The organism is Microcoleus sp. FACHB-831, from assembly GCF_014695585.1.
Lineage (GTDB): Bacteria > Cyanobacteriota > Cyanobacteriia > Cyanobacteriales > FACHB-T130 > FACHB-831.
The window spans coordinates 15507-35810 of record NZ_JACJON010000034.1 but is presented as its reverse complement, the minus strand read 5'-3'; the positions used below and the strand labels follow the sequence as shown (position 1 = coordinate 35810).

Here is a 20304-nt window from a genome sequence, read left to right as displayed (position 1 = left end):
AAAGACATTTCTAAATCCGTTATGGTCAGTGCATTACAAAATGTGATCTAGCTTACAGCACCATGCGGATCGAACAGTTACAAGCCTTTCTGTCTGTCGCTGAAACTGGCAGCTTTCAGCAAGCGGCGCGAAAATGTGGCGTCACCCAGTCTACTATCAGCCGCCAAATCCAGGGACTAGAAGCAGACTTGGGTTTGCCACTGTTTTATCGCACGGCTCAGGCAAAATTAACGTTGGGCGGAGAGCGCTTTATGCCCCGCGCCCGCAAGATATGTCAAGAGTGGCAAACTGCAAGCCAAGAGTTAGAGGATTTAAAGGCAGGAAAGCAGCCAGAACTTTGCGTGGCGGCGATTCACTCGGTATGCGCCCACTACTTGCCACCAGTATTGCAACAATTTTGTCGCGACTATCCCGAAGTGCAGTTGCGAGTCACCGCACTAGGCAGCGATCGCGCTCTCAAAGTCCTCCGCGATGGCATGGTGGATGTAGCGATCGTCATGAATAACCGCTTTTTAACCGCTAGCCCAGAAATTGTCGTCGAAGTCCTCTACAATGAACCCATCGAAGTTTTGATGGCGGCAAATCATCCACTCGCACAGTATGACCGAGTACCTTGGTCAGCACTCGTCGGCTACCCGCAAGCGGTATTTAAGGATGGCTACGGTATGCAACGTTTGGTGCAAGAGCGATTTTTGCGGCAGGGAGCCAGCCTCCAAGCGGCTTTGGAGTTAAATACTCTTGATGCCTTCCGAGGCGTTGTGCGCCAGGGAGAACTGATTGCGCTTCTGCCTCAGTCAGCTTTGGTTGAGGCACGCTATGACAGCACTTTGGCTATCCGCCCAATTGCCCCCGTACCGACGTTAGACTCACGCGAAATTGCTGACTCGATAGTTGATATGGGCTTGACCCGCCAAGTCGTTTTGGTAACAACTCGCGATCGCGTCCAGATTCCCCCAATTCAGCATTTCTGCTCTCTAGTGCGGGAACTGGGAATGCCCCCAATTGATGCGAATGGTACAATCAAAGCCTTTGTTCAGCCCACAAGTGTGGCAGCTAGCTAATATATCAAGGGACTGGGAAAGCAAAAGTAAAAAGTAAAAAAGCAAAAGAAATAATTACCCGTGTTAGCTTTTTCCTTACCCCCAATTACCAATTACCAATTACCAGTATTTTTTAGATGAGCGCGGTCTTCAGGGAATTACTGAAAAAAGTAGGCAGCGGCCCCCACACCAGCGAGGATTTAAGTCGCGCTGAATCGGCATCTGCTATGCGGATGATGCTGATGAAGGAAGCAACCCCCGCACAGATAGGGGCGTTTTTGATTGCTCATCGGATTAAGCGGCCAACAGGGGAAGAATTAGCGGGAATGTTGGATGCTTATGATGAACTAGGGCCAAAGTTGCAAGAAATTGGCAGCAAAGAGCCACCAGTGATGGTTTTCAATAGCCCTTATGATGGGCGCGATCGCACCGCACCAGTCACTCCCCTAACCGCTTTAATCCTGACGGCAGTTGGGCAGCCAGTGGTGATACCAGGTGGCGGTGTAATGCCCACCAAATACGGTATCCCCCTAGTCGATATTTGGCAGGGTTTGGGCGTAGACTTCTCTAAACTAACTCTCGCCCAAGCACAGCAAGTGTTCGAGAAAACTAAGCTGGGATGCGTCTATTTGCCCCAACATTTCCCCTTAGCATACGAAATGGTGGAATACCGCGATCAACTGGGCAAACGACCGCCCATAGCCACCTTAGAGTTAATTTGGTGTCCCTACGCTGGTAATGCCCATGTCGTCTCTGGTTTTGTTCATCCCCCTACAGAACAAATGTTCCAAAAGGCTGTTGCTTTGCGGGGAACGCCAGGGAATTACACGACGGTGAAAGGATTAGAAGGAAGCTGCGACTTGCCACGCGATCGCACGGCGATTATAGGCTTTGGTTCGCCCGGTTCTGACATAGAACGCCTGCTGTTACATCCCCGCGATTACGACATGGCTGGTAAAGAAGTCCCCCTGGAATCTGCTAGCCAGTTAATTGAGCAAATGCAGGCGGCGATCGCGGGAAAATCTTGCGAATTGATGCCCGCAGCCATCTGGAATGCTGGGTTTTATCTATGGCGTTGTGGCGCAACCCCAGATTTACAATCTGGTCTAACTAAGGCAGAAGCTTTATTTACCAACGGTATTGCTGCCCAAAAATTACAAGAACTCAGCGCTGCCGTAGCTGCCTTACAACTCGCTCCTAGATAAAGGGTTTCGTTAGCGTAGTCACGTAGCACGTTTTGAGTTTAATTTCCCGGACTCCGGACTCCGGACTCCGGACTCCGGACTTCAGACATTAAAACACCGACAAAATCATCCCTTCAGCGGCTACTACCCCATTAGGGAATGCTGCGTGGATTTCCTCTTGCACCATGTCCAGAAAGTCGTCATCGTAGTCCGGTTCGTGACGGAACATCACCAACTGCTTGACGCCCGCTGCCTTGGCAAGGGCGACGCTAGTCTGCCAGGGCGCCTCTGATGAAGGAGTAATTGTAAAGGATGAAGGATGCAAGTGTCCGCCGGGAGTGGCATTGCAAATCAGCAAATCGGCATCGCTTGCCAAGTGCAGAAGATTTTGATTTAGATCTTCAGGGGAATCTTCCGCATCCACCGCGTAGACGGCGCTATGTCCGTGCCAAGTAACGCGATACCCTATCGCCTGATTTGTGTCATTTAGAGATGCCGTTGTAATCGTGACATCATCAAGAGTCACCGTGTCTCCGGGGTTGAGGTGATAAAACTTCAGATCGGACTGCATCACCTGAATCGGGACGGGAAAATTCGGATGCATCATCTGGTTGCAGAGACACTGCTGCATCGATTCTCCATTACCCGCATTTGCGCCGTAGATGTGAAAGCAATTACCGCGAATGAAAGCGGGTACAAAAAACGGGAACCCTTGAATGCGCTCCCAATGAGAGTGGGTAAAGAAGATATAGCCTTCTACAGGCATCTGCGCCAGCATTTTGTTACCCAGCACCCGCAAACCTGTGCCGCCATCAAAAATTAAGCGTTTACCACCTACGCGCATTTCCACGCAGGAAGTGTTACCGCCGTAGCGAATGGTGTCTTTGCCAGGGGCGGAAGTTCGGCCTCGGACTCCCCAAAACTGTACAACAAATTCGGCGGTAGGAGGTGTTGACCTATCGGTTCTACCAGGCAGTGCCTGGGGGTTTGGTGTCGCTGGATCGAAATCTGCCATCTTTTAAATTAAGTGAGCTGCTTAATCAGCAGATCGTCATAGCGGCGGACTTCCACCAGACGATTGTGTTCGTCTACCAGGACAACCGTCGGATGGTAAGTTTTTAGTTCTTCGGGGCTAACCTGTCCGTAAGTCATAATAATCAAGCGATCGCCCTTCATACCCAAACGAGCTGCTGCACCATTTAGTTCAATTGCCCCCGACCCAGCCGATGCAGCGATCGCATACGTGATGAATCGCTCCCCGTTAGCAACATTCACAACCTGCACCTGCTCATATTGTAATATCCCGGCTGCCGATAATAGGGTTTTATCAATACTGATACTACCCACATAGTTTAGATTGGCATCCGTGAGTGTGCAACTATGAATTTTGGCCAAAAGGAGCGTGCGCTGCATGGCTAGATGCTAGGGGGTCAACAGACAAAAGGCACAAGGCAAAAGTCAAAAGCTCCAAGTTCAAAGGCAAAAGCCAAAAGTTTCAAGTCAGTTGAAAAAAATATTTTCCTCTTCCTTTTTTCTTTATGCATACCTTTTTACTTTTTACTTTTTACTTCCTCCCCACAGTGATTGTACGGCTATTTTCAAGATTTGCTTGCGGCTTTGATGCACTTTTCTACCAGAGGTAGTACCTGATCGACATCTTTCCAACCGAGAATTTCCGTAACCTTCTTTTCTAAATTCTTATAGGTTTTGAAAAATTCTGCAATCTCGTCTAGCCGATGGGGTGCCAAATCTTGGAGGGAGCGTACCTTCGCATAGCGGGGATCTTTATCGGGGACGCAGAGAATTTTCTCATCGCGATCGCCCCCGTCGATCATTTCCAACATCCCAATGGGACGCGCTGCAATAACACACCCTGGGAACGTTGGCTCATCCATTATTACCATACCGTCTAACGGATCGCCATCATCAGCTAGAGTATTTGGTACAAAGCCGTAGTCATAGGGGTACTGCACAGACGAAGAAAGCACCCGGTCTAAAGCCAAGGCTTCCAACTCCTTGTCGTATTCGTATTTATTTTTGCTCCCGGCAGCAATCTCAATCAGAACATTGATCAGGCCGGGTTTAGGTTGAGCAGGAATGCGTGATAAATCCACGACTTTTCTCCAAGCAATACAGCGAATAGGGGGGTTGCACGAGAATTGTGGGTAATGGTCGAGCCTTCCCACCAAGTTTCGACTAACCCCCGCGATCGCATTCTACGGGAAGAAGGACATCTATCACGTTCTCTTGTAAAATCAGTTTTCCCAGAATTACTTTGCCTCTCTGGCTATAGAGGACGTATTTTGTTGCCAAGCCTCAACGCTGCTGCTTGAAGAGTAGTTAGCGATCGCAAACACTGGTAGCGTCAGAGTTACGACAGCAATGACAGTTCCCAAAATCTCTGCCCACCTTGGCGGAGGTTGGTCACTTGCGTTGGCAGACGAGCCACTGGATTCCATAAATTCGTTTTAAACTCAACTCGGTCAATTGAACGTAACAAGGGATAAATTTTTAAACCCCTCTAACCTTAATTGTAACCATTCCTCACTCGCCTACTGTCTTCTAGAAAACAATCTCGACTAGAATCTACCCTTTTATATACTTTTCGGTATTACTTACTACTTTTGAGGGATGAACAATTTTTTTAGCCGTTAAATATACCTACGCGATCGCTTAAAGTAACGGTAATGGCGATCGCAGCATTAACCAACAAGCCGTGCAAACCTTCCTCCAGTCAACCAACGGATTCATATTTAAAATAGCCAAAACTCTTGAAGCGCATTACACCCCTTGTTCCCTGGTGGGATGGAAATCGTTTCGACTTGCTTATAGTCATGCCCATAGCCAATAAAAAACCGCCTCTACAATAAGGGCGGTTTTCTTAAAGCAATCGGAGGGTGGTATTAGCTTACGCTGCTGCTTTTATTACCCGTTGTAACAAAATTTACTAAACACTACATTCCTTCAATTTATCTGCCAGCATAGGCATTCATCGGCTCTTTGATAAAGCGAATATAGAGATGCTTAAACGTCGAGCGAATTACGCGGGGCATACCGAAATCGATAGGCATTAAAGCCTCGGGCAGTTTCCAATCTTGCAGCTTTAGCTCCTCGGGTCGCAGTTGGGGAAAATCAATCGCCTCCAACGTTGAGCAAAGTCCTAGCCTCATAGAAGCCTCCACAGTAGGCACAAGCAGAGGATTTACATTAAGGATTTCCACCAACGCACGATCCAGAGCAAACACATCCTTAGATGCCCCTAGCAAGCCCAGGAAGCGTGGCTCGCCACCGCTGGGGCCATTTCCTTCGTGACCGATGATACCATCGATAATCGTCAAATCTGGGTTAATTGCGCGTGCCGTTTCTACCAACATTTGGCCAAAACGGGCGCTATCCTTCCCAGCCTCCATGTGCCACCACGCCTTCATTTTGCCAGGGACGCAGCCGAAGAGGTTCTTGACGCCCATTGTCATCGTTAGCTGGACGTGAGATTTCACCTTGGGCAAGTTAATCACCACATCAGCATCAATCGCCTCTTTGCACAGCAGCAGGTGGTTGAACTCTTCGCTGACCGTCTCATAACGCTTGCCGTGAAATTCCACAATAGGCAAATTCAGTTCCTCAGTTAGAGGCAAATAACCATTAGCCTTCGCCACACCCAGCGCGCTGCCAAAAGCGGGGCCATCGCCTAAAAACGGTTTACCGCCAGCTTCTTGCACCATTTGGGCGACGCAGTGAACTATCTCTGGGCGCGTAACGCATTCTTTACCGGGACGAGAGCCTGTGAGTAAGTTAGGTTTGAGAAGGACGCGATCGCCCTTCTTAACAAAACTGCTCATCCCTCCTAAAGGCTCCAACAGAGTTTCCAAATACGCCCGCAATAACTGGCGCTCGTAGGAGTTAGCGCGAATTAAACTAACACTTGGTGACATCATTTTTATTAATTCAAAACTCACGAGGGACACGGGGGCGATCGCCCCTACAATACTCAAAACTCTTATTATCGGCTTCTCGTGAGTGCCGTCACCCGTTCGCAATCGGCGAACACGCCCACTCCATAAAGTTGAGGCATAGGCGGCTTAACTTCAACTTTGACAACTCTGGCGGTACAGATAAAAACCGTTTGATCGAACAGATGCAGTATCAACCAAGGTCTTTCTAACAACAACTGTATTTGTGGCTGTAATTCTTCAGCAGGCAGAGGAAGATTAAACGACTCTGCATTACCGTTGTCATAATGAAATGTTATTTCTGTAGTGCCTTCTTGCATGGATATCTCCAAAAATCTGCTTTACGCAATGCTTACAGGGTGATAGCTACAGACTATCAGGATTAGAGCTGGGCATGGCGCTCATTTTATCGAGATCTAGCACTTTGGCTAGGTCTTCAGCACTCATCAATTGGCGCTCTAGGACTATCTGGCGCAGGGATTTTCCAGTTTCTAAAGATTCTTTAGCTACGGCAGCGGCATTGAGATAGCCTATGTGAGGATTGAGGGCGGTGACTAGGGCGAGACTACCTTCTGCATAAGCAAGACAGCGATCGCTCTTGGCTGTTATTCCCTTGATACACTGGTTTGTTAGTGCGCTTATAGCATTGCCCAAAATTTCAATACCGTTAATCAGGTTATAGGCAATTAGCGGCATCATCACGTTTAATTCTAGTTGCCCAGCTTGAGCCGCAAGCGCGATCGCTGTGTCATATCCCATAACCTGAAAACATACCATTGATGTCATTTCTGCCATCACGGGGTTGTACTTCCCTGGCATAATTGACGATCCTGGTTGTACTGGCGGCAGTTGAATCTCTTTAAACCCAGTTTTCGGCCCCGAATCCATCAGTCGCAAATCATGAGAAATTTTGACGCAATCTTGGGCTAAGTTCCGCAACGCACCCGACACGCTCACAAAAGGTGCCATACTCTGCATTGCCGCCATCATGTGCGGTGCAGGTCGCAAAGGTTGGTCGATTAATTCTGATAATATTTGAGCGACGCGATCGCGGTATTTTGGATGAGTATTTAACCCCGTCCCAGCAGCACTGCCACCCAACCCCAAACTCATCAAATCTTCAGACGCTCTTTCTATCCTAATTACGTGTTCTGAGAGGATTTGCGCCCAAGCGCGGAAAGACTCTCCCAGTCGCACTGGCACGGCGTCTTGCAAGTGGGTTCGGCCAGATTTGACGATATCTTTGAATTCATCGGCTTTGTTGTCCAAGGCGGCGATCGCGGATGATAATGCTGGTTCTAGCGATCGCTCTAACGCCACCAATCCACCAATGCGAATAGCCGTGGGAATTACATCATTGGTGGACTGACCGTAATTTACATGGTCGTTGGGATTGACGCGCTTGTAATTTCCCTTCTCATCGCCCAATATTTCTAGCGCCCGATTTGCCAGAACTTCATTAACATTCATGTGGTGCGAAGTACCAGCACCAGCTTGGTATACATCAACAACGAACTGGTCGCGGAATTTACCGCCAAGAACTTCATCGGCGGCGATTACAATTGCATTACTAATATTTTCGGGAATGCAGCCAAGTTCTGCGTTAGCGATCGCTGTTGCTTTCTTGATCAGCACGCAGGCATCTATGTAAGTTGGTAAAGGTTTGAGGGCGCTGATCGGGAAATTTTCTGTTGCCCGTAGCGTCTGGATGCCGTAGTAGGCATCGGCAGGGATCTGCCTTTCGCCCATCGAGTCGCGTTCGGTGCGGTATACAGAGCCTGGTTGTTCAGTCATGCTGTCTTTCTGTGCGTCTTCGTTAACATGAAATCATCGCACGTCAGCAAGCTCGATGCTATGAGCAATACTACAGAAAAAGTTGCTCAAGTGTTTTCCTAGCAGGGGAATTTGAACAAGCGATCGCCACCTATATTTCAATCCCCTAACAAGCTTCATTCAAGCACTTTGCTAGCGAGACTACAAAGCGTGCCGCGCTAGAGACGTTAACGCATTTTCTCACTAAGTATTTATTCGCTCCCTATGAATAGAGCGGTCTGTTAAAACAGAGCTAAGGGGCGCGATCGCCCTGCCGCCAGCAGCAGGTGATAAGTATATTTGCCTTGTTCCGTAGGAGCTGAATCCCTTACTAGATGGTTAATCTGATTCGACTTTGCGCTTAAGCAAAATTTATGTACGAAAAGTCGAACCTGGTTGTTGCATCATGCTATTGTTTTGGGCATTCTATACTTAGATACTCCTACAGGTAGAGGCGGAATTAATGATTGCTGCTCAAGATTTGGAAGTTCAATTCTTTTTCCAGAAAGGATTACAGCTGAACAGAGCTGAAGAATACGTTAAAGCAATAGCCAGCTACGACAAAGCCTTAGAGATTCAACCCGATTATCACGATGCTTGGTACAGTAGGGGCAATGCGCTGTATCACCTGCGCCGCTTTGAAGAGGCGCTCGCGTCTTTTGACCATGCTTTGGCGTTGAGACCGGGATTCCACGAAGCATGGAACAATCGGGGCAATGCGCTAGATGACTTGCGCCGCTTTGAAGAGGCGATCGCCAGCTATGAGCAAGCGCTCAAATTCAAATCCGACTATTACTGGGCATGGAACAATCGCGGCATTGCGCTGAAGAACTTAGGCTGCTACGAAGAAGCTATTAATAGCTATGATAGAGCGATTGAGTTTAAACCAAACTACTACTGGGCTTGGTATAACCGGGGTCTGGCGCTGCGTGAGTTAGGCCGTTATGATAAAACGCTTGCTAGCTTTAACAAGGCTGTTGAGTTTAAACCAGATTTCTATGAAGTTTGGAACAGCCGGGGCAATGCACTATATAACTTAAACTACTACGAACAGGCAATCAATAGCTATGACAGAGCGCTGGAATTCAGCCCGGATTACCATTGGGCGTGGTATAACCGGGGGCTGGCGCTAAGGAATATAGGTCGCCATGACAAAGCGATCGCCAGCTATGACAAAGCTTTGGCAATTAATCCTGAGAACGCTGACGCTTGGTATTTTAGAGGTTTGGGGCTGTATAACTTAGGGCGCTATGAAGAAGCGATCGCTAACTACGAACAAGCCATTCGTCTTCAACCCGATAAAGATAGCGCTTGGTACAACAAGGCGTGCTGTTATGCTTTGCAGGAGAATGTAGAAATGGCAATTCAAACCTTACAACAAGCCATTAATCTGAATCCTGTTAAATACCGCCAGATAGTCAGAACTGACTCAGATTTCGATAGAATTCGGCATTATGAGCGGATTCAGAAGTTGATTAAAGACTAAGAGGGAATTGGTATGGAGTTAGGAGTTAAGCGTACTCTTATGAGCTATTAATTCAAAACTCAAGACGCGGTTAATTGGCTTCTCTATAAGCTCAAAGCTCCTATTTACCCTCCTCTCGGTGTATAGTTCTTCCGAGCAAAGCATCTTATGTCAAGCGGCTAGGTTCTAATATGAATATTCCTATCTATAGACCTTTGGTAGGCGACCGGAAAACAATTGAGCTTGGTATCACTAAGCTCAATTGCTTTTGCATCTGGGTTGTTAAAAAGAAGCACTAGCAGTTTCTGCAAGCCCCAGATAGCCGAACATACGACTTCTGGGCGTAGTAAAGGCGCGGCGATGGGTTGTGCAATAGCTGGGGGTAATGATAAATGCGATCGCTTGTATCGATAAATACCTGGCGTGAAAACCAAACGAGGTATGCCAAAGGTTGCTGTTAGTCTAGCGAAGGGCAATGCTGACAAACCACTTGAAACCTTCCAACGAGCGATGGAACTTTATCCCACCGTCTATCAGAAAATAGCAAAAACAGTCTTTGATTTTGAAAGCATCAGGTGAGATGAAAAATTTCAATTTTGTATGTTAACGTGAAGGACTCTGTAACTTAGATTCGTCCTTTGTTGTGTAATAGATGCTATGAACAAAATTCAAGAGTTTGTCGGTGGGAAACATATACAAATAAGCAGCCGTGAAACGGCAGCAGAGCAAGCAGCATACTGGGATTGCTATCGGCGCGGCGAGGCACAGCGGATTCGAGGTAGGTATGAAAAAGCAATCGAATCTTATGATGAAGCGATCGCGTGCAAACCAGAAGACTACTGGGCGTGGTACAAGCGGGGTAATGCCCTAGATGAGTTAAATCGCTACAAAGAAGCGCTCAGATGCTACAACAAAGCTTTGGAAGTTCGACCGGGGGATTTCTGGAGTTGGTATCAGCGAGCAAAAGCGTTGCGGCATCTGGAACGATATGAAGATGCGATCGCCAGCTACGACAAAGCTACCCAAATTAGACCGGAAGATTTCTGGAGTTGGTATGACCGAGGCTGCTTGGCGCTGTACGACTTGCAAAACTGTGACGAAGCAGTAGCTAGTTTCGACCAAGCCCTCAAGGTTAGACGTAGAGATTACTCCGTTTGGTATCGGCGAGGCGAGGCGTTGAGGCTTCTGGGTAGATCGGAGGAGGCGCTAGCCAGCTATGACGAAGCTTTGGAAATTAAACCAAAATCTAGTTTAGCCTTGCACGGGCGCGGGAAAGTGCTAGATGGAATGGAACGGTGGGAAGAGGCGATCGCCAGCTATGACAAAGCGCTGGAATATTCACCCTCAAACGATGTTGTTTGGTATGACCGAGGCATTGCTCACTCTGAGTTGGGTCAGTGGGATGGAGCGATCGCCAGCTACGACAAAGCCATTGAGTTGAAGTTGGATAATTACTGGGCATGGTATCAACGGGCACACGCTTTGAGCGAGTCAGGCAACTGGGATGGAGCGATCGCCAGCTACGACAAAGCCCTTGAAGTACAACCGGACTGGAATAGATGTGGACAAGATTTAGGTTTAGCAAGTTGGGTGTGGTACGACCGAGGTGAAGCACTGCGCCACATTGGAAGACGAGTAGATGCGATCGCTAGCTTTGATCTAGCAACCGAACTCAATCCCAACGATGCAGAGGCTTGGTACAGTAAAGCTACTTGTGCTGCTGCACAAGGCATGATCGAGCTAGCGTTGGAAAGTCTAGAAGAGGCCATTTGTCTCAATCCCAGCCACTACCGATTACTAGCGATCGCCGAGCCAGCTTTTAACCCCCTGCGGAAGAATTACAGGTTTAAGGAACTAATTCGCGGATAATAAAAGCTATTAGCTATCAGTAGGGTGGGCAGTGCCCACCCTACTTAGTTAAAGCGGCCTAGCGCGTAAATAATTTAATGAAAAATTCCAAATCCGTGCATTCAAAATCGATATGACCTATTGCCTTGGCATCATCAACCAGTCTGGGTTAGTCATAGCAGCTGACTCTCGCACCAATGCTGGAGTAGATTATATTTCTACTTATCAAAAATTATTTGACTTTTCTTATCCTGGAGACAGGGTTATTTTGGTGTGTACCTCCGGCAATCTTTCCATCACCCAAGGCGTGATGACTTTGCTGCGTAAAGACCTCAAAACGCAAGAAGAATCCAATCTCCATACGCTACCGAGCTTATACGAAATTGCCCGTTATATTGGTAACAAAATCCGGATAATTCACGACCAAGACAAACAGTGGCTAAAGCAAGATGGAATTGATTTTAAATGTAGCATTCTCTTGGGCGGACAAATTAAGGGAGAAGAACCCCAACTTTATCTAATTTACAGCCAAGGAAACTTTATTCAAGCCACACCAGAAACGCCATTTTTACAAATCGGAGAAACTAAATATGGCAAACCGATTTTAGATCGCACCCTCACTTATCAAACTCCTTTAGAAGCAGCAGCAAAATGTGCCCTACTGTCGATTGACTCAACCATGAAATCTAATATTTCTGTGGGGCCACCGATTAGTATGGTAATGTACGAAGTAGATACATTTACCGTCAGGCATCGATTGCAACTGCGTCTGAGAGACCCGTATTTAGCTAAGATTCGCAATTTGTGGGAAGCATCTCTTAAACAAGCCTTCGACCATATGCCGAACCTGGAATGGGAACATTATCGGGAAGAGATTCTAGAAGATATCTCTACTGACGATTAGATGATTTTGGAGTTGTAGGGTGGGCATTGCCCACCTTCTCCAACTAACAACTAACAATAGATAAATCGTAATTAATAGCAGCTTGCGTACCGCCGCCGCGAATAGTTCCAGAAATAGGGGCAGCATTGCGCGGCAATGCACTAGCAACTATGGCTATGTGTCGGTCAGCAACAGCTAAACCCTGCGTGGGGTCATATCCGCGCCAACCCGCACCAGGGAGATAAACTTCTACCCATGCATGTAGATGTCGCTCGTTTTGGTCGGGATCGCCTTCATTATAGCCACTAACAAATCGTGATGCTAAACCAACAGCACGACAAGCTTCAATAAATACGATTGCTATATCGCGACAAGACCCTAATTTTTGATTCCAGGTGATACCAGCAGGCAGAGGTTCGCCTGTTTCGCGAATTGTTTGCTTGCAATCTTGGTATAATCTTTGATTGAGTTCGCCTAGAAAAGCAACAGTATTACCATTAGTAGAGTGCCAAACTTCTTGAGCTAAATTAGACACCGCCATGTCTACAGATGTAGCTATTCCTAATGGGTGGAAGTAAGGCTGTAGCTGAGTGAGTGTTGAGGCTGGGTAATCAATTTGTAGCTGAGTTGCCCAAGGGTCTAAAAGGTAGTTGAAAGGATTTTCACAATGAGTTTCAACCTGCGATCGCACTTCTATCTTGAGTTGCGAAGTTAGCTCTTTAAACCACATCTGCACAATCGAATTACCTTCGATATCAAGGATGTCAGAGATACCAGCAGGTTCGGGTACGACTTCCAATGAAAAAGAATGGAGTGTCTGAGAGCGATCGCTACGGGGGCGCAACCGCACGATATGAGGCGCTAACTCAACAGGTTGCGTGTAAGTATACGTGGTGATATGAGCAATTTTGTAACGCAAGTTTTTAATCTTAGTAGGAAAGTTTTTAGCAGCTAGCTAACCGATGGGTTTAAGTGAAAAGAATGTCTCAAATGTTTTAGCCCCAACATCATTAATCTGCCCCTGTAAATCGTCTAAAAATTCATGCAGTCCCCTTTTAATAATGTCTTCAATTGTTATATAGTCCAACTCCGCACGCAAGCGGCCTAAAGCACGCTCTGCGGGAGTCTGCCAAGTGCCTGCGGGTGTCCCTGTAATTTGATGCAGCGATCGCTCTGCTTCTAACAAACAAAATTGAATTGAACGCGGAAATTCTCTATCCAAAATCAAAAACTCCGCTACCCTCGTCGGCGTAATTCTATGTTGTTTGCATTTGCGATACATTTCATAAGCGCTAGCTGATTTGAGTAAAGCCATCCATTGAATTTCATCTAGCGCAGTGCCAACATAGTTAATTGAAGGCAGCAAAATAAAATATTTTACATCTAGAATCCGCGTAGTTTTATCTGCCCTTTCCAAAAACCTCCCTATGCGTCCAAAATGCCAACCCTCGTTATGCGTCAGCGTGGCATCCATCACCCCAGCAAACAAGTGACCCGCCAATTTTACCTCTGTAAAAAAAGCAGAAAGCTCTGATAATGACTGTTGTACAGCCGCTTCTTTCACCATTAAGTAAAATGCATTTACTTGCTCCCACATTTCCGAAGAAATGATTTCCCGAATAGAACGAGCATTTTCCCGCGCCGCCTGGAGACAAGACAGTATAGAGTTAGGGTATTTGCTGTCAAATGTGAGAAATTGAATTACATTTTCGGCGTTTGCCTCACCATATTGTTTCTGAAAAATTGGCAAATCGCCCGTAGTTCGTACCAAAGGTTCCCACTGTGCGCCTGTAGGAGAATCAAGAATTAGATTGAAATTGACATCAATAAACCGGGCAATATTTTCTGCCCTTTCCACGTAACGATTTAGCCAGTAGATTGAATCAGCAACTCGACTAAGCATTGGAAGTAGGGAATGGGGGGTGTGAAAGAACAATATTAACGTGGGGATTGCTCACCTTAATATTAAGACTGAGATTGAGACTGAAATGACTGAGATTGTGATTGAAATTGAGATTGAGGTCGTTCGCACAAAACCCAAGTATCTTTAGTTCCGCCGCCTTGGGAGGAGTTAACTACTAAAGAGCCTTTCCTTAGCGCAACGCGAGTTAATCCACCTGGATGAACGTGAATTTCTTTGCCATATAAAATATAGGGTCGCAAATCTACATGACAGCCCTCAAAACCATCCTCTACAAGAGTAGGAACCCGCGATAAACATAAAGTAGGCTGGGCGATATAATTACGGGGATTAGATTTGATACGCTGTGCGAAGTCTTGCCTTTGTTCTTGTGTGGCATGGGGGCCAACTAACATCCCGTAACCTCCAGATTCATTAGCGCATTTGACTACTAACTTATCGAGATTTGCAAGTACATACTCTAACTGCTTCTGTTCCCAACAAAGGTAGGTGGGAACGTTTTGCAAAATCTGTTCTTCACCCAGGTAATATTTAATCATCTGGGGAACGTAAGCGTAGATGACTTTATCATCTGCGACACCCGTGCCTAGTGCGTTGGCGATCGCTACCCTGCCAGCGCGATATACTTCCATTAACCCAGGCACTCCCAGCATGGAATCTGCACGGAAAACGGTAGGATCGATAAAATCGTCATCAATGCGACGATACACTACATCCACCCGTTGCAATCCTTTAGTTGTACGCATTTGCAGATAACCATCTGCTACTACCAAATCTCGCCCTTCTACCAGTTCTACCCCCATTTGCTGCGCTAAGAAGGAATGCTCGAAGTACGCAGAGTTGTACATTCCTGGCGTTAAAACTACTACCGTCGGATGCGGTAAATTTGCTGGTGCGAGATTTAGCAGCGTTTCAAGTAGATGGCTGGAGTAATCATCTACTGGTTGAATCCCCAAGGTGGCGAACAACTGGGGAAAGCAACTTTTCATCACCCGACGATTTTCCAGGACATAAGAAACGCCAGAGGGACAGCGCAGGTTATCTTCTAAAACGTACCACTGGCCATCGCGATCGCGCACCAAGTCCGTCCCGGTGATGTGACACCAAATTCCTCCCGGCGGCTTCAAACCAATGCACTGCTTGAAAAATCCTGTGGCTGAGTTAACTAACTCTGCTGGGATAACGCCATCAGAAATAATTTTCTGCTCGTTGTAAATATCTGCCAAAAACAGGTTCAGCGCGTGAATTCGCTGTTTTAGTCCGCGTTCTAGTCCAGCCCATTCCCCCGCTCCTAAGACGCGGGGAATTAAATCAAAGGGTAGAATGCGTTCAGTGCCCTGGCGATCGCTGTATACATTAAACGTAGCTCCCATTTTCATCAAAGCCGTTTGCGCCGCTCGTTGTCGCCGTCGCAACTCTTCTGATGCTAGAGAATTGATTCTCTCGATTAAAAGCTTTGCTTCAGGGCGGGGTTGTCCCTTAGCTGCAAATAGTTCATCATAAAAATCCCCCGGTTCATAAGTGTCAAATCGCACGGCTTACTATCAAACTATCTTCTATACATATAAATAGAGACTAGCAGTTTTTTTTGCTGTAGCGGCTAATACCCAGCAGATGCCAAAGTTGCTCTTCCCCATCCCAGTTTTCCATTACCCACTTCCCATCCTCCATTACAATCTTTATGAAATTTAACCTTGGGTGTAATTTAAACTACAGCGTAGCTCAGCCCAGTACGTTTGTTTTTAATATCAGCGTGGTGAGCAACGACTATCAAAAGGTATTGCAGGAAAATCTACAGATTGACCCAAAATTGGATTTTGATGATTATATCGATCCTGTTGCTGAAACTCGATACATCAGAATCAACGCACCAACGGGCAAGCTTAAAGCTTCATATCAGGCGACAGTTGAGTTATCGCATTTTTATGCTGAACCTGACACAATATCTGAAGTCCCCATCGCAGATTTGCCTCTTGAGACGTTATCTTATCTTTATCCCAGTCGCTACTGTCAGTCAGATAAATTAATGCAGCTTTGTCAGAGTGAATTTGGGGATTTAAAACCTGGATATAGCAGAGTACAAGCTATCTGCGACTGGATTTATGATAAAGTGACATATCTTTCTGGCAGCACGAATTCCCAGACTTCCGCTTACGATACGGCAACTGAAAGGGCTGGTGTTTGTCGTGATTTTGCTCATCTAGGAATTACTTTTTGTAGGGCTTTGAATATTCCAGCGCGGTTTGTGGCAGGATATTCATATAAGCTGACGCCCCCTGATTTTCATGCTTATTTTGAAGCTTATTTAGGGGGACGTTGGTATATATTTGATGCTACCAGACTAGCTCCTCGTATGGGTTTTATTCGCATTGGCACGGGACGAGATGCGGCTGATGCTTCGTTTGCTACTTTGTTTGGAGCAGTGCAGATGGAACAGATGCAGGTTTTTGTAGAGCCAGTCGAGGGTGCAGAGGATGTGACTAAGGGGAATGGGAAGGCGATCGCTACTACCTAAAATAGTTGATTTTTCGTTGACAAACGAACCACAATCGACTATAAAAACCTATCCATTAACAACTATTAACAAATTATCATGGCATACACTTGTGACTTAGGTGGGGGTCTGCGACTTTATGTTGAAGAGCAAGGAAGACAAACGATATTAACCCTAGCGACTATTAGTGCAGGTCAACAACAAAGTCAAAGCAGCAGTTTTGAAACTGGCGGTTGGGTGCTGGCACCAACGCTATTTCGCACACCAGAGGGATTGTTTGTGCGGATTCAGGGGACAGAGGGACAGTTTGCCATTCAGTTACAAGGCAGTGCAATGATCCTTCTGACTGATACACCCTCGCTAACTGATGCGGAGGTGTTGCCACTTGAACAGCAAGATGCTGCTGTTAGCCAAATGCCGCCGATGACTGGGATGAAGCCAATGGAGCCGATGAAGCCAATGCGGATGGAGCCGATGGAGATGCGGATGGGGAATATGGAAATGCGGATGGGGACACCAACAGTGCGTAGCGAAGCGACTGCGACTGGCGCATCTCGTTTCTGTCCCAACTGCGGTAATGGTGTGGACTTGAGCGATCGCTTTTGCTCTCAATGCGGCAACCGTATAACCACCAGCTAATTTATTGTATTAGCGTCGCTCCTTTTGATGGCACTACCGCCCGCTAGCGGAGTTAGCTTGCTCACATCAGCCAAGTTTAGCTGGTTAGTTGGCGACACTATAGAAACTCAAACGCTATAGCTGCCTAGTTACGCACAGGAATTGCAAAAAAACATATATATTCTAGGGTGATTGCAATCCATTTGATAGGAAGTAGTCGTAATGATCTAGGGACAGGTGCAAAAAGATCGTGGGTGCTTGGTAATTAGCCGGTGGTAGGTGATAGGTTGTCCATCCCCAGAACGCCGTAGCCGCATCGCAGCTAATTCCCAGACGGGAAGATCGAATTTCCCATGCGTACCTGTTCAGGTCTAATCTTTCAGGAAGGGAAAAGCTGTGCAAAACTTACTTTCCGCTGAACAAGCGATCGCCCAATACGATGAGTACCTGGCAAGTCACCCCCAAGACTGCTCTGTTTGGAACGCCAGAGGTCTTGCACTAGAGAAATTAAAGCGCTATGAAAAAGCGATCGCTAGCTACGATCTCGCTTTAGCACTTAAACCTGACATTTGGGAAGCTTGGCACAACCGAGGCAATTCTTTACAAGAGCTAAATCGCCATGTCGAAGCGATCGCCAGCTACGATAAAGCAATATCCCTTAACCCTAATCTCTCTACCGCCTGGAACAATCGCGGGATTTCTCTACGCAAACTGGGTCTTTATCAAGCGGCTGTCGCTAGTTACGATAAAGGACTCGCGATTAAACCCAACGACTACGAAATTTGGAACAACCGAGGACTAACTTTAGCTGATGTAGGTCGTTATCAAGATGCGATCGCCAGCTACGATAAAGCTTTAACAATCAAACCCGACCACTACGAAATTTGGACTAACAGGGGCAATTCCTTAGCGCACGTCGGTCGCTATGAAAGCGCGATCGCTAGCTACGATGAAGCCTTGATACTTAGTGCAGATATGCCTGCAATCTTTTACAACAAAGCTTGCTCGTACTCCAAGCTAGGCAACTTCGATCTAGCAATTCACTGCTTAAAAGCCGCGATCGCCCTGAATCCTGATAAATATTGCAAAATGGCTAAACAAGACTCGGATTTTGACAATATTCGGGGAAATGCACTTTTTATGGCATTATTTCGAGATTAGCCGCTATTTAACTAAAAAATAACACTGCTAAACTCTGCGTCACACTAGATACAACCAGCATTAAAACACAATTATGCAAACTCTCGAAAAAACTCACCCTAAACTCCAAGAACTAAAAACCCGTCTTATCGAAATCGACGATATCAACTCAGCCGCCTCCCTACTCTACTGGGATCAAGCAACATATATGCCTCCTGGTGGCGCCATCGCGCGGGGACGCCAACTCGCCACGCTACGGCAAATTGCCCACACCAAGTTTACCGATTCAGCTGTAGGGGAACTGCTGGAAGATTTGCGCTCTTATGAAGAAAGTTTGCCCTACGATTCAGATGAAGCCAGCTTGATCCGCATCACTAGACGCAACTACGATCGCTCCATCCGCGTTCCTGCTGGATTCATGGCGAAAATGTCTCTACATCGCGCTGAATCCTACCAGGCTTGGGCTAAAGCTCGACCTGCAAATGATTTTAAGGCGGTGCAGCCTTATTTGGAAAAAACCCTCGAACTTAGCCGCGAATATGCTAACTTCTTCCCTGGCTACGAGCATATTGCAGATCCGCTGATAGATGGTGCAGACTATGGCATGAAGGCTGCAAGCGTGCGATCGCTGTTTGCTCAATTGCGTGAAAGACTGGTTCCTATTGTAGATGCGATCGCCTCTAACCCAGTTACAGATGATACTTGCCTGAAGCGTAATTTCCCGGAAGCAGAGCAGCTTGCCTTCAGCCTCAAAGTTATAGAGCAAATTGGCTACGACTTTAAACGCGGGCGGCAAGATAAAACCTTACATCCGTTTATGACTAACTTCTCTATTGACGATGTGCGAATTACTACCCGCGTCAAAGAGAACGATTTGAATGATGGCCTGTTTAGCACCATTCACGAAATGGGTCACGCACTTTACGAGCAAGGCGTGAATAGAGAATTTGAAGCCACACCACTCGCTGGCGGCACGTCTTCAGGCGTTCATGAGAGTCAATCTCGGCTGTGGGAAAATTTAGTCGGGCGCAGTCGCAACTTCTGGCAATTCTTGTATCCGCAACTGCAAGCAGCCTTTCCTACGCAATTGAACGATGTTTCTCTTGATAGCTTCTACCGAGCAATTAATAAAGTAGAGCGATCGCTCATCCGCACTGACTCAGATGAAGTGACGTACAACCTGCACGTCATGATCCGCTTTGACCTAGAACTGGCGCTACTAGAAGGCAAACTTGCCGTTCGCGACCTCCCCGAAGCTTGGAACGAACGTTACAGATCCGATCTCGGTATTGTCCCTCCCAGCGACAGCGACGGCGTGATGCAAGATGTCCACTGGTACACTGGTGCAATTGGGGGAATGTTCCAAGGATACACGCTGGGTAACTTGATGAGCGCTCAGTTTTTTGCAGCCGCACTGGAGGCTAATCCAGAAATTCCCAGCGAAATTGAGAACGGTAAATTTAGCACCCTGCACGATTGGCTCAAAGCAAATATCTATCAGCACGGTCGCAAGTATACCGCAGCGGAACTAATCGAGCGCGTGACGGGCAGCCCTTTAAGCATTGAACCGTTCATCAGCTACATTCAGCACAAATTTGGTGAAATCTACGCCCTGTAACCCTCATCCCCGACCCTTCTCGCTCTGGGAGACGGCTAGGGTGAGGACGGCTAAGCTAGGCGGCGGTGAAACCATACCGCTATTGAGCAACGCGACATATACTTGCTTGCACACCAAGTAAGTATTGAGTATGGGGATTGAGTTTTGAGCGGAGCGTTTCCAGCTCCGCCTCTGCTTAAATGTCCCCTTTTTCCCAGACTCCGGACTCCAGACTGGCAGACTTCGGACTTTCGACCATTGCACTCTCTCCATCCTCAAGAGAGAGGGTGAGTTGAGTAGCATTCTGTAAGTTAGGTTTTATAAAAACTAATAAGTTGCAATAGGAGCTTTC

22 protein-coding genes are annotated in these 20304 nt (G+C 46.9%); 10 read left to right on the top strand and 12 right to left on the bottom strand.

Annotated features, from left to right (window positions below; translation table 11 throughout):
- Nucleotides 1-62 precede the first annotated feature (62 nt).
- Together H6F77_RS07230 and H6F77_RS07225 are read left to right on the top strand one after the other, a co-directional pair.
- Nucleotides 63-1061 (top strand): LysR family transcriptional regulator, encoded by a 999-nt coding sequence (locus tag H6F77_RS07230; protein WP_190486806.1) that lies wholly within the window; start codon nucleotides 63-65, stop codon nucleotides 1059-1061.
- A 116-nt stretch (nucleotides 1062-1177) separates the two neighbouring features.
- The gene (locus H6F77_RS07225; protein ID WP_190486804.1) at nucleotides 1178-2245 is read left to right on the top strand and encodes an anthranilate phosphoribosyltransferase family protein; all 1068 of its coding nucleotides are present in this window, start codon (nucleotides 1178-1180) and stop codon (nucleotides 2243-2245) included.
- Nucleotides 2246-2333: 88 nt separating this feature from the next.
- Here H6F77_RS07225 and H6F77_RS07220 read toward each other — a convergent pair whose 3' ends face one another.
- The 8 genes from H6F77_RS07220 to H6F77_RS28275 all read right to left on the bottom strand — a co-directional run bounded on the left by H6F77_RS07220 (nucleotide 2334) and on the right by H6F77_RS28275 (nucleotide 8127).
- Nucleotides 2334-3239: an MBL fold metallo-hydrolase gene (locus H6F77_RS07220; protein WP_190486802.1), complete on the bottom strand. Its 906-nt coding sequence runs from the start codon at nucleotides 3237-3239 to the stop codon at nucleotides 2334-2336.
- Nucleotides 3240-3247: 8 nt separating this feature from the next.
- A complete protein-coding gene (panD, locus tag H6F77_RS07215) occupies nucleotides 3248-3637 on the bottom strand; it encodes an aspartate 1-decarboxylase (protein ID WP_190486800.1) in 390 nt (129 codons plus the stop codon).
- A 185-nt stretch (nucleotides 3638-3822) separates the two neighbouring features.
- Entirely contained in the window at nucleotides 3823-4338 is a 516-nt protein-coding gene (locus H6F77_RS07210; protein WP_190486798.1) for an inorganic diphosphatase, read from the bottom strand.
- A gap of 156 nt (nucleotides 4339-4494) precedes the next feature.
- Nucleotides 4495-4683 carry a TLTLP motif-containing protein gene (locus H6F77_RS07205; protein ID WP_190486796.1) on the bottom strand — a complete coding sequence of 63 codons (189 nt, stop codon included), beginning with the start codon at nucleotides 4681-4683 and terminating at the stop codon, nucleotides 4495-4497.
- A 510-nt stretch (nucleotides 4684-5193) separates the two neighbouring features.
- On the bottom strand, nucleotides 5194-6156 hold the full coding sequence (locus tag H6F77_RS07200; protein ID WP_190486977.1) for an Npun_F2552 family protein: 963 nt from the start codon (nucleotides 6154-6156) through the stop codon (nucleotides 5194-5196).
- Nucleotides 6157-6224: 68 nt separating this feature from the next.
- On the bottom strand, nucleotides 6225-6494 hold the full coding sequence (locus H6F77_RS07195; protein ID WP_190486794.1) for a hypothetical protein: 270 nt from the start codon (nucleotides 6492-6494) through the stop codon (nucleotides 6225-6227).
- Between the two features lie 46 nt (nucleotides 6495-6540).
- Nucleotides 6541-7968: an aspartate ammonia-lyase gene (locus H6F77_RS07190; protein ID WP_190486792.1), complete on the bottom strand. Its 1428-nt coding sequence runs from the start codon at nucleotides 7966-7968 to the stop codon at nucleotides 6541-6543.
- Nucleotides 7969-8001: 33 nt separating this feature from the next.
- Nucleotides 8002-8127, bottom strand: coding sequence for a hypothetical protein (locus tag H6F77_RS28275; RefSeq protein ID WP_255515699.1), 126 nt, complete (start codon nucleotides 8125-8127; stop codon nucleotides 8002-8004).
- 322 nt (nucleotides 8128-8449) lie between these two features.
- On the opposite strand from H6F77_RS28275, the gene H6F77_RS07185 reads away from it, so the two are divergent.
- The 4 genes from H6F77_RS07185 (at nucleotide 8450) to H6F77_RS07170 (ending at nucleotide 12203) form a co-directional block, all read left to right on the top strand.
- Nucleotides 8450-9472 (top strand): tetratricopeptide repeat protein, encoded by a 1023-nt coding sequence (locus H6F77_RS07185; protein WP_190486790.1) that lies wholly within the window; start codon nucleotides 8450-8452, stop codon nucleotides 9470-9472.
- A 402-nt stretch (nucleotides 9473-9874) separates the two neighbouring features.
- Nucleotides 9875-10030, top strand: coding sequence for a hypothetical protein (locus tag H6F77_RS07180; protein WP_206753447.1), 156 nt, complete (start codon nucleotides 9875-9877; stop codon nucleotides 10028-10030).
- Nucleotides 10031-10108: 78 nt separating this feature from the next.
- Nucleotides 10109-11320 (top strand): tetratricopeptide repeat protein, encoded by a 1212-nt coding sequence (locus H6F77_RS07175; protein WP_190486786.1) that lies wholly within the window; start codon nucleotides 10109-10111, stop codon nucleotides 11318-11320.
- 112 nt (nucleotides 11321-11432) lie between these two features.
- Nucleotides 11433-12203 (top strand): proteasome-type protease, encoded by a 771-nt coding sequence (locus tag H6F77_RS07170; protein WP_190486784.1) that lies wholly within the window; start codon nucleotides 11433-11435, stop codon nucleotides 12201-12203.
- Nucleotides 12204-12246: 43 nt separating this feature from the next.
- On the opposite strand, the gene H6F77_RS07165 is transcribed toward H6F77_RS07170, so the two are convergent.
- The 3 genes from H6F77_RS07165 to H6F77_RS07155 all read right to left on the bottom strand — a co-directional run bounded on the left by H6F77_RS07165 (nucleotide 12247) and on the right by H6F77_RS07155 (nucleotide 15638).
- Entirely contained in the window at nucleotides 12247-13101 is an 855-nt protein-coding gene (locus H6F77_RS07165; protein WP_190486782.1) for a transglutaminase family protein, read from the bottom strand.
- Between the two features lie 36 nt (nucleotides 13102-13137).
- Nucleotides 13138-14085, bottom strand: a complete 948-nt coding sequence (locus H6F77_RS07160; RefSeq protein ID WP_190486780.1) for an alpha-E domain-containing protein — start codon at nucleotides 14083-14085, stop codon at nucleotides 13138-13140.
- Between the two features lie 62 nt (nucleotides 14086-14147).
- Nucleotides 14148-15638 carry a circularly permuted type 2 ATP-grasp protein gene (locus H6F77_RS07155; RefSeq protein ID WP_190486778.1) on the bottom strand — a complete coding sequence of 497 codons (1491 nt, stop codon included), beginning with the start codon at nucleotides 15636-15638 and terminating at the stop codon, nucleotides 14148-14150.
- Between the two features lie 146 nt (nucleotides 15639-15784).
- Between H6F77_RS07155 and H6F77_RS07150 the strand changes: the two genes are divergently transcribed.
- From H6F77_RS07150 to H6F77_RS07135, 4 genes are all read left to right on the top strand, one after another.
- Entirely contained in the window at nucleotides 15785-16618 is an 834-nt protein-coding gene (locus tag H6F77_RS07150; protein ID WP_190486776.1) for a transglutaminase-like domain-containing protein, read from the top strand.
- A 78-nt stretch (nucleotides 16619-16696) separates the two neighbouring features.
- Entirely contained in the window at nucleotides 16697-17236 is a 540-nt protein-coding gene (locus tag H6F77_RS07145) for a zinc ribbon domain-containing protein (protein ID WP_190486774.1), read from the top strand.
- A gap of 375 nt (nucleotides 17237-17611) precedes the next feature.
- Nucleotides 17612-18376: a tetratricopeptide repeat protein gene (locus tag H6F77_RS07140; protein ID WP_190486772.1), complete on the top strand. Its 765-nt coding sequence runs from the start codon at nucleotides 17612-17614 to the stop codon at nucleotides 18374-18376.
- Nucleotides 18377-18449: 73 nt separating this feature from the next.
- On the top strand, nucleotides 18450-19973 hold the full coding sequence (locus H6F77_RS07135) for a carboxypeptidase M32 (protein WP_190486771.1): 1524 nt from the start codon (nucleotides 18450-18452) through the stop codon (nucleotides 19971-19973).
- A gap of 3 nt (nucleotides 19974-19976) precedes the next feature.
- Here H6F77_RS07135 and H6F77_RS07130 read toward each other — a convergent pair whose 3' ends face one another.
- Nucleotides 19977-20216 carry a hypothetical protein gene (locus tag H6F77_RS07130; RefSeq protein ID WP_206753446.1) on the bottom strand — a complete coding sequence of 80 codons (240 nt, stop codon included), beginning with the start codon at nucleotides 20214-20216 and terminating at the stop codon, nucleotides 19977-19979.
- Nucleotides 20217-20304: the final 88 nt, after the last annotated feature.

Bases quoted from the DNA above. Each gene is read 5' to 3' on its own strand.
- H6F77_RS07230 (WP_190486806.1), top strand. From the start codon at position 63: ATGCGGATCGAACAGTTACAAGCCTTTCTGTCTGTCGCTGAAACTGGC.
- H6F77_RS07225 (WP_190486804.1), top strand. From the start codon at position 1,178: ATGAGCGCGGTCTTCAGGGAATTACTGAAAAAAGTAGGCAGCGGCCCC.
- H6F77_RS07220 (WP_190486802.1), bottom strand. From the start codon at position 3,239: ATGGCAGATTTCGATCCAGCGACACCAAACCCCCAGGCACTGCCTGGT.
- panD (WP_190486800.1), bottom strand. From the start codon at position 3,637: ATGCAGCGCACGCTCCTTTTGGCCAAAATTCATAGTTGCACACTCACG.
- H6F77_RS07205 (WP_190486796.1), bottom strand. From the start codon at position 4,683: ATGGAATCCAGTGGCTCGTCTGCCAACGCAAGTGACCAACCTCCGCCA.
- H6F77_RS07200 (WP_190486977.1), bottom strand. From the start codon at position 6,156: ATGTCACCAAGTGTTAGTTTAATTCGCGCTAACTCCTACGAGCGCCAG.
- H6F77_RS07195 (WP_190486794.1), bottom strand. From the start codon at position 6,494: ATGCAAGAAGGCACTACAGAAATAACATTTCATTATGACAACGGTAAT.
- H6F77_RS07190 (WP_190486792.1), bottom strand. From the start codon at position 7,968: ATGACTGAACAACCAGGCTCTGTATACCGCACCGAACGCGACTCGATG.
- H6F77_RS28275 (WP_255515699.1), bottom strand. From the start codon at position 8,127: ATGAAGCTTGTTAGGGGATTGAAATATAGGTGGCGATCGCTTGTTCAA.
- H6F77_RS07185 (WP_190486790.1), top strand. From the start codon at position 8,450: ATGATTGCTGCTCAAGATTTGGAAGTTCAATTCTTTTTCCAGAAAGGA.
- H6F77_RS07175 (WP_190486786.1), top strand. From the start codon at position 10,109: ATGAACAAAATTCAAGAGTTTGTCGGTGGGAAACATATACAAATAAGC.
- H6F77_RS07170 (WP_190486784.1), top strand. From the start codon at position 11,433: ATGACCTATTGCCTTGGCATCATCAACCAGTCTGGGTTAGTCATAGCA.
- H6F77_RS07160 (WP_190486780.1), bottom strand. From the start codon at position 14,085: ATGCTTAGTCGAGTTGCTGATTCAATCTACTGGCTAAATCGTTACGTG.
- H6F77_RS07150 (WP_190486776.1), top strand. From the start codon at position 15,785: ATGAAATTTAACCTTGGGTGTAATTTAAACTACAGCGTAGCTCAGCCC.
- H6F77_RS07145 (WP_190486774.1), top strand. From the start codon at position 16,697: ATGGCATACACTTGTGACTTAGGTGGGGGTCTGCGACTTTATGTTGAA.
- H6F77_RS07135 (WP_190486771.1), top strand. From the start codon at position 18,450: ATGCAAACTCTCGAAAAAACTCACCCTAAACTCCAAGAACTAAAAACC.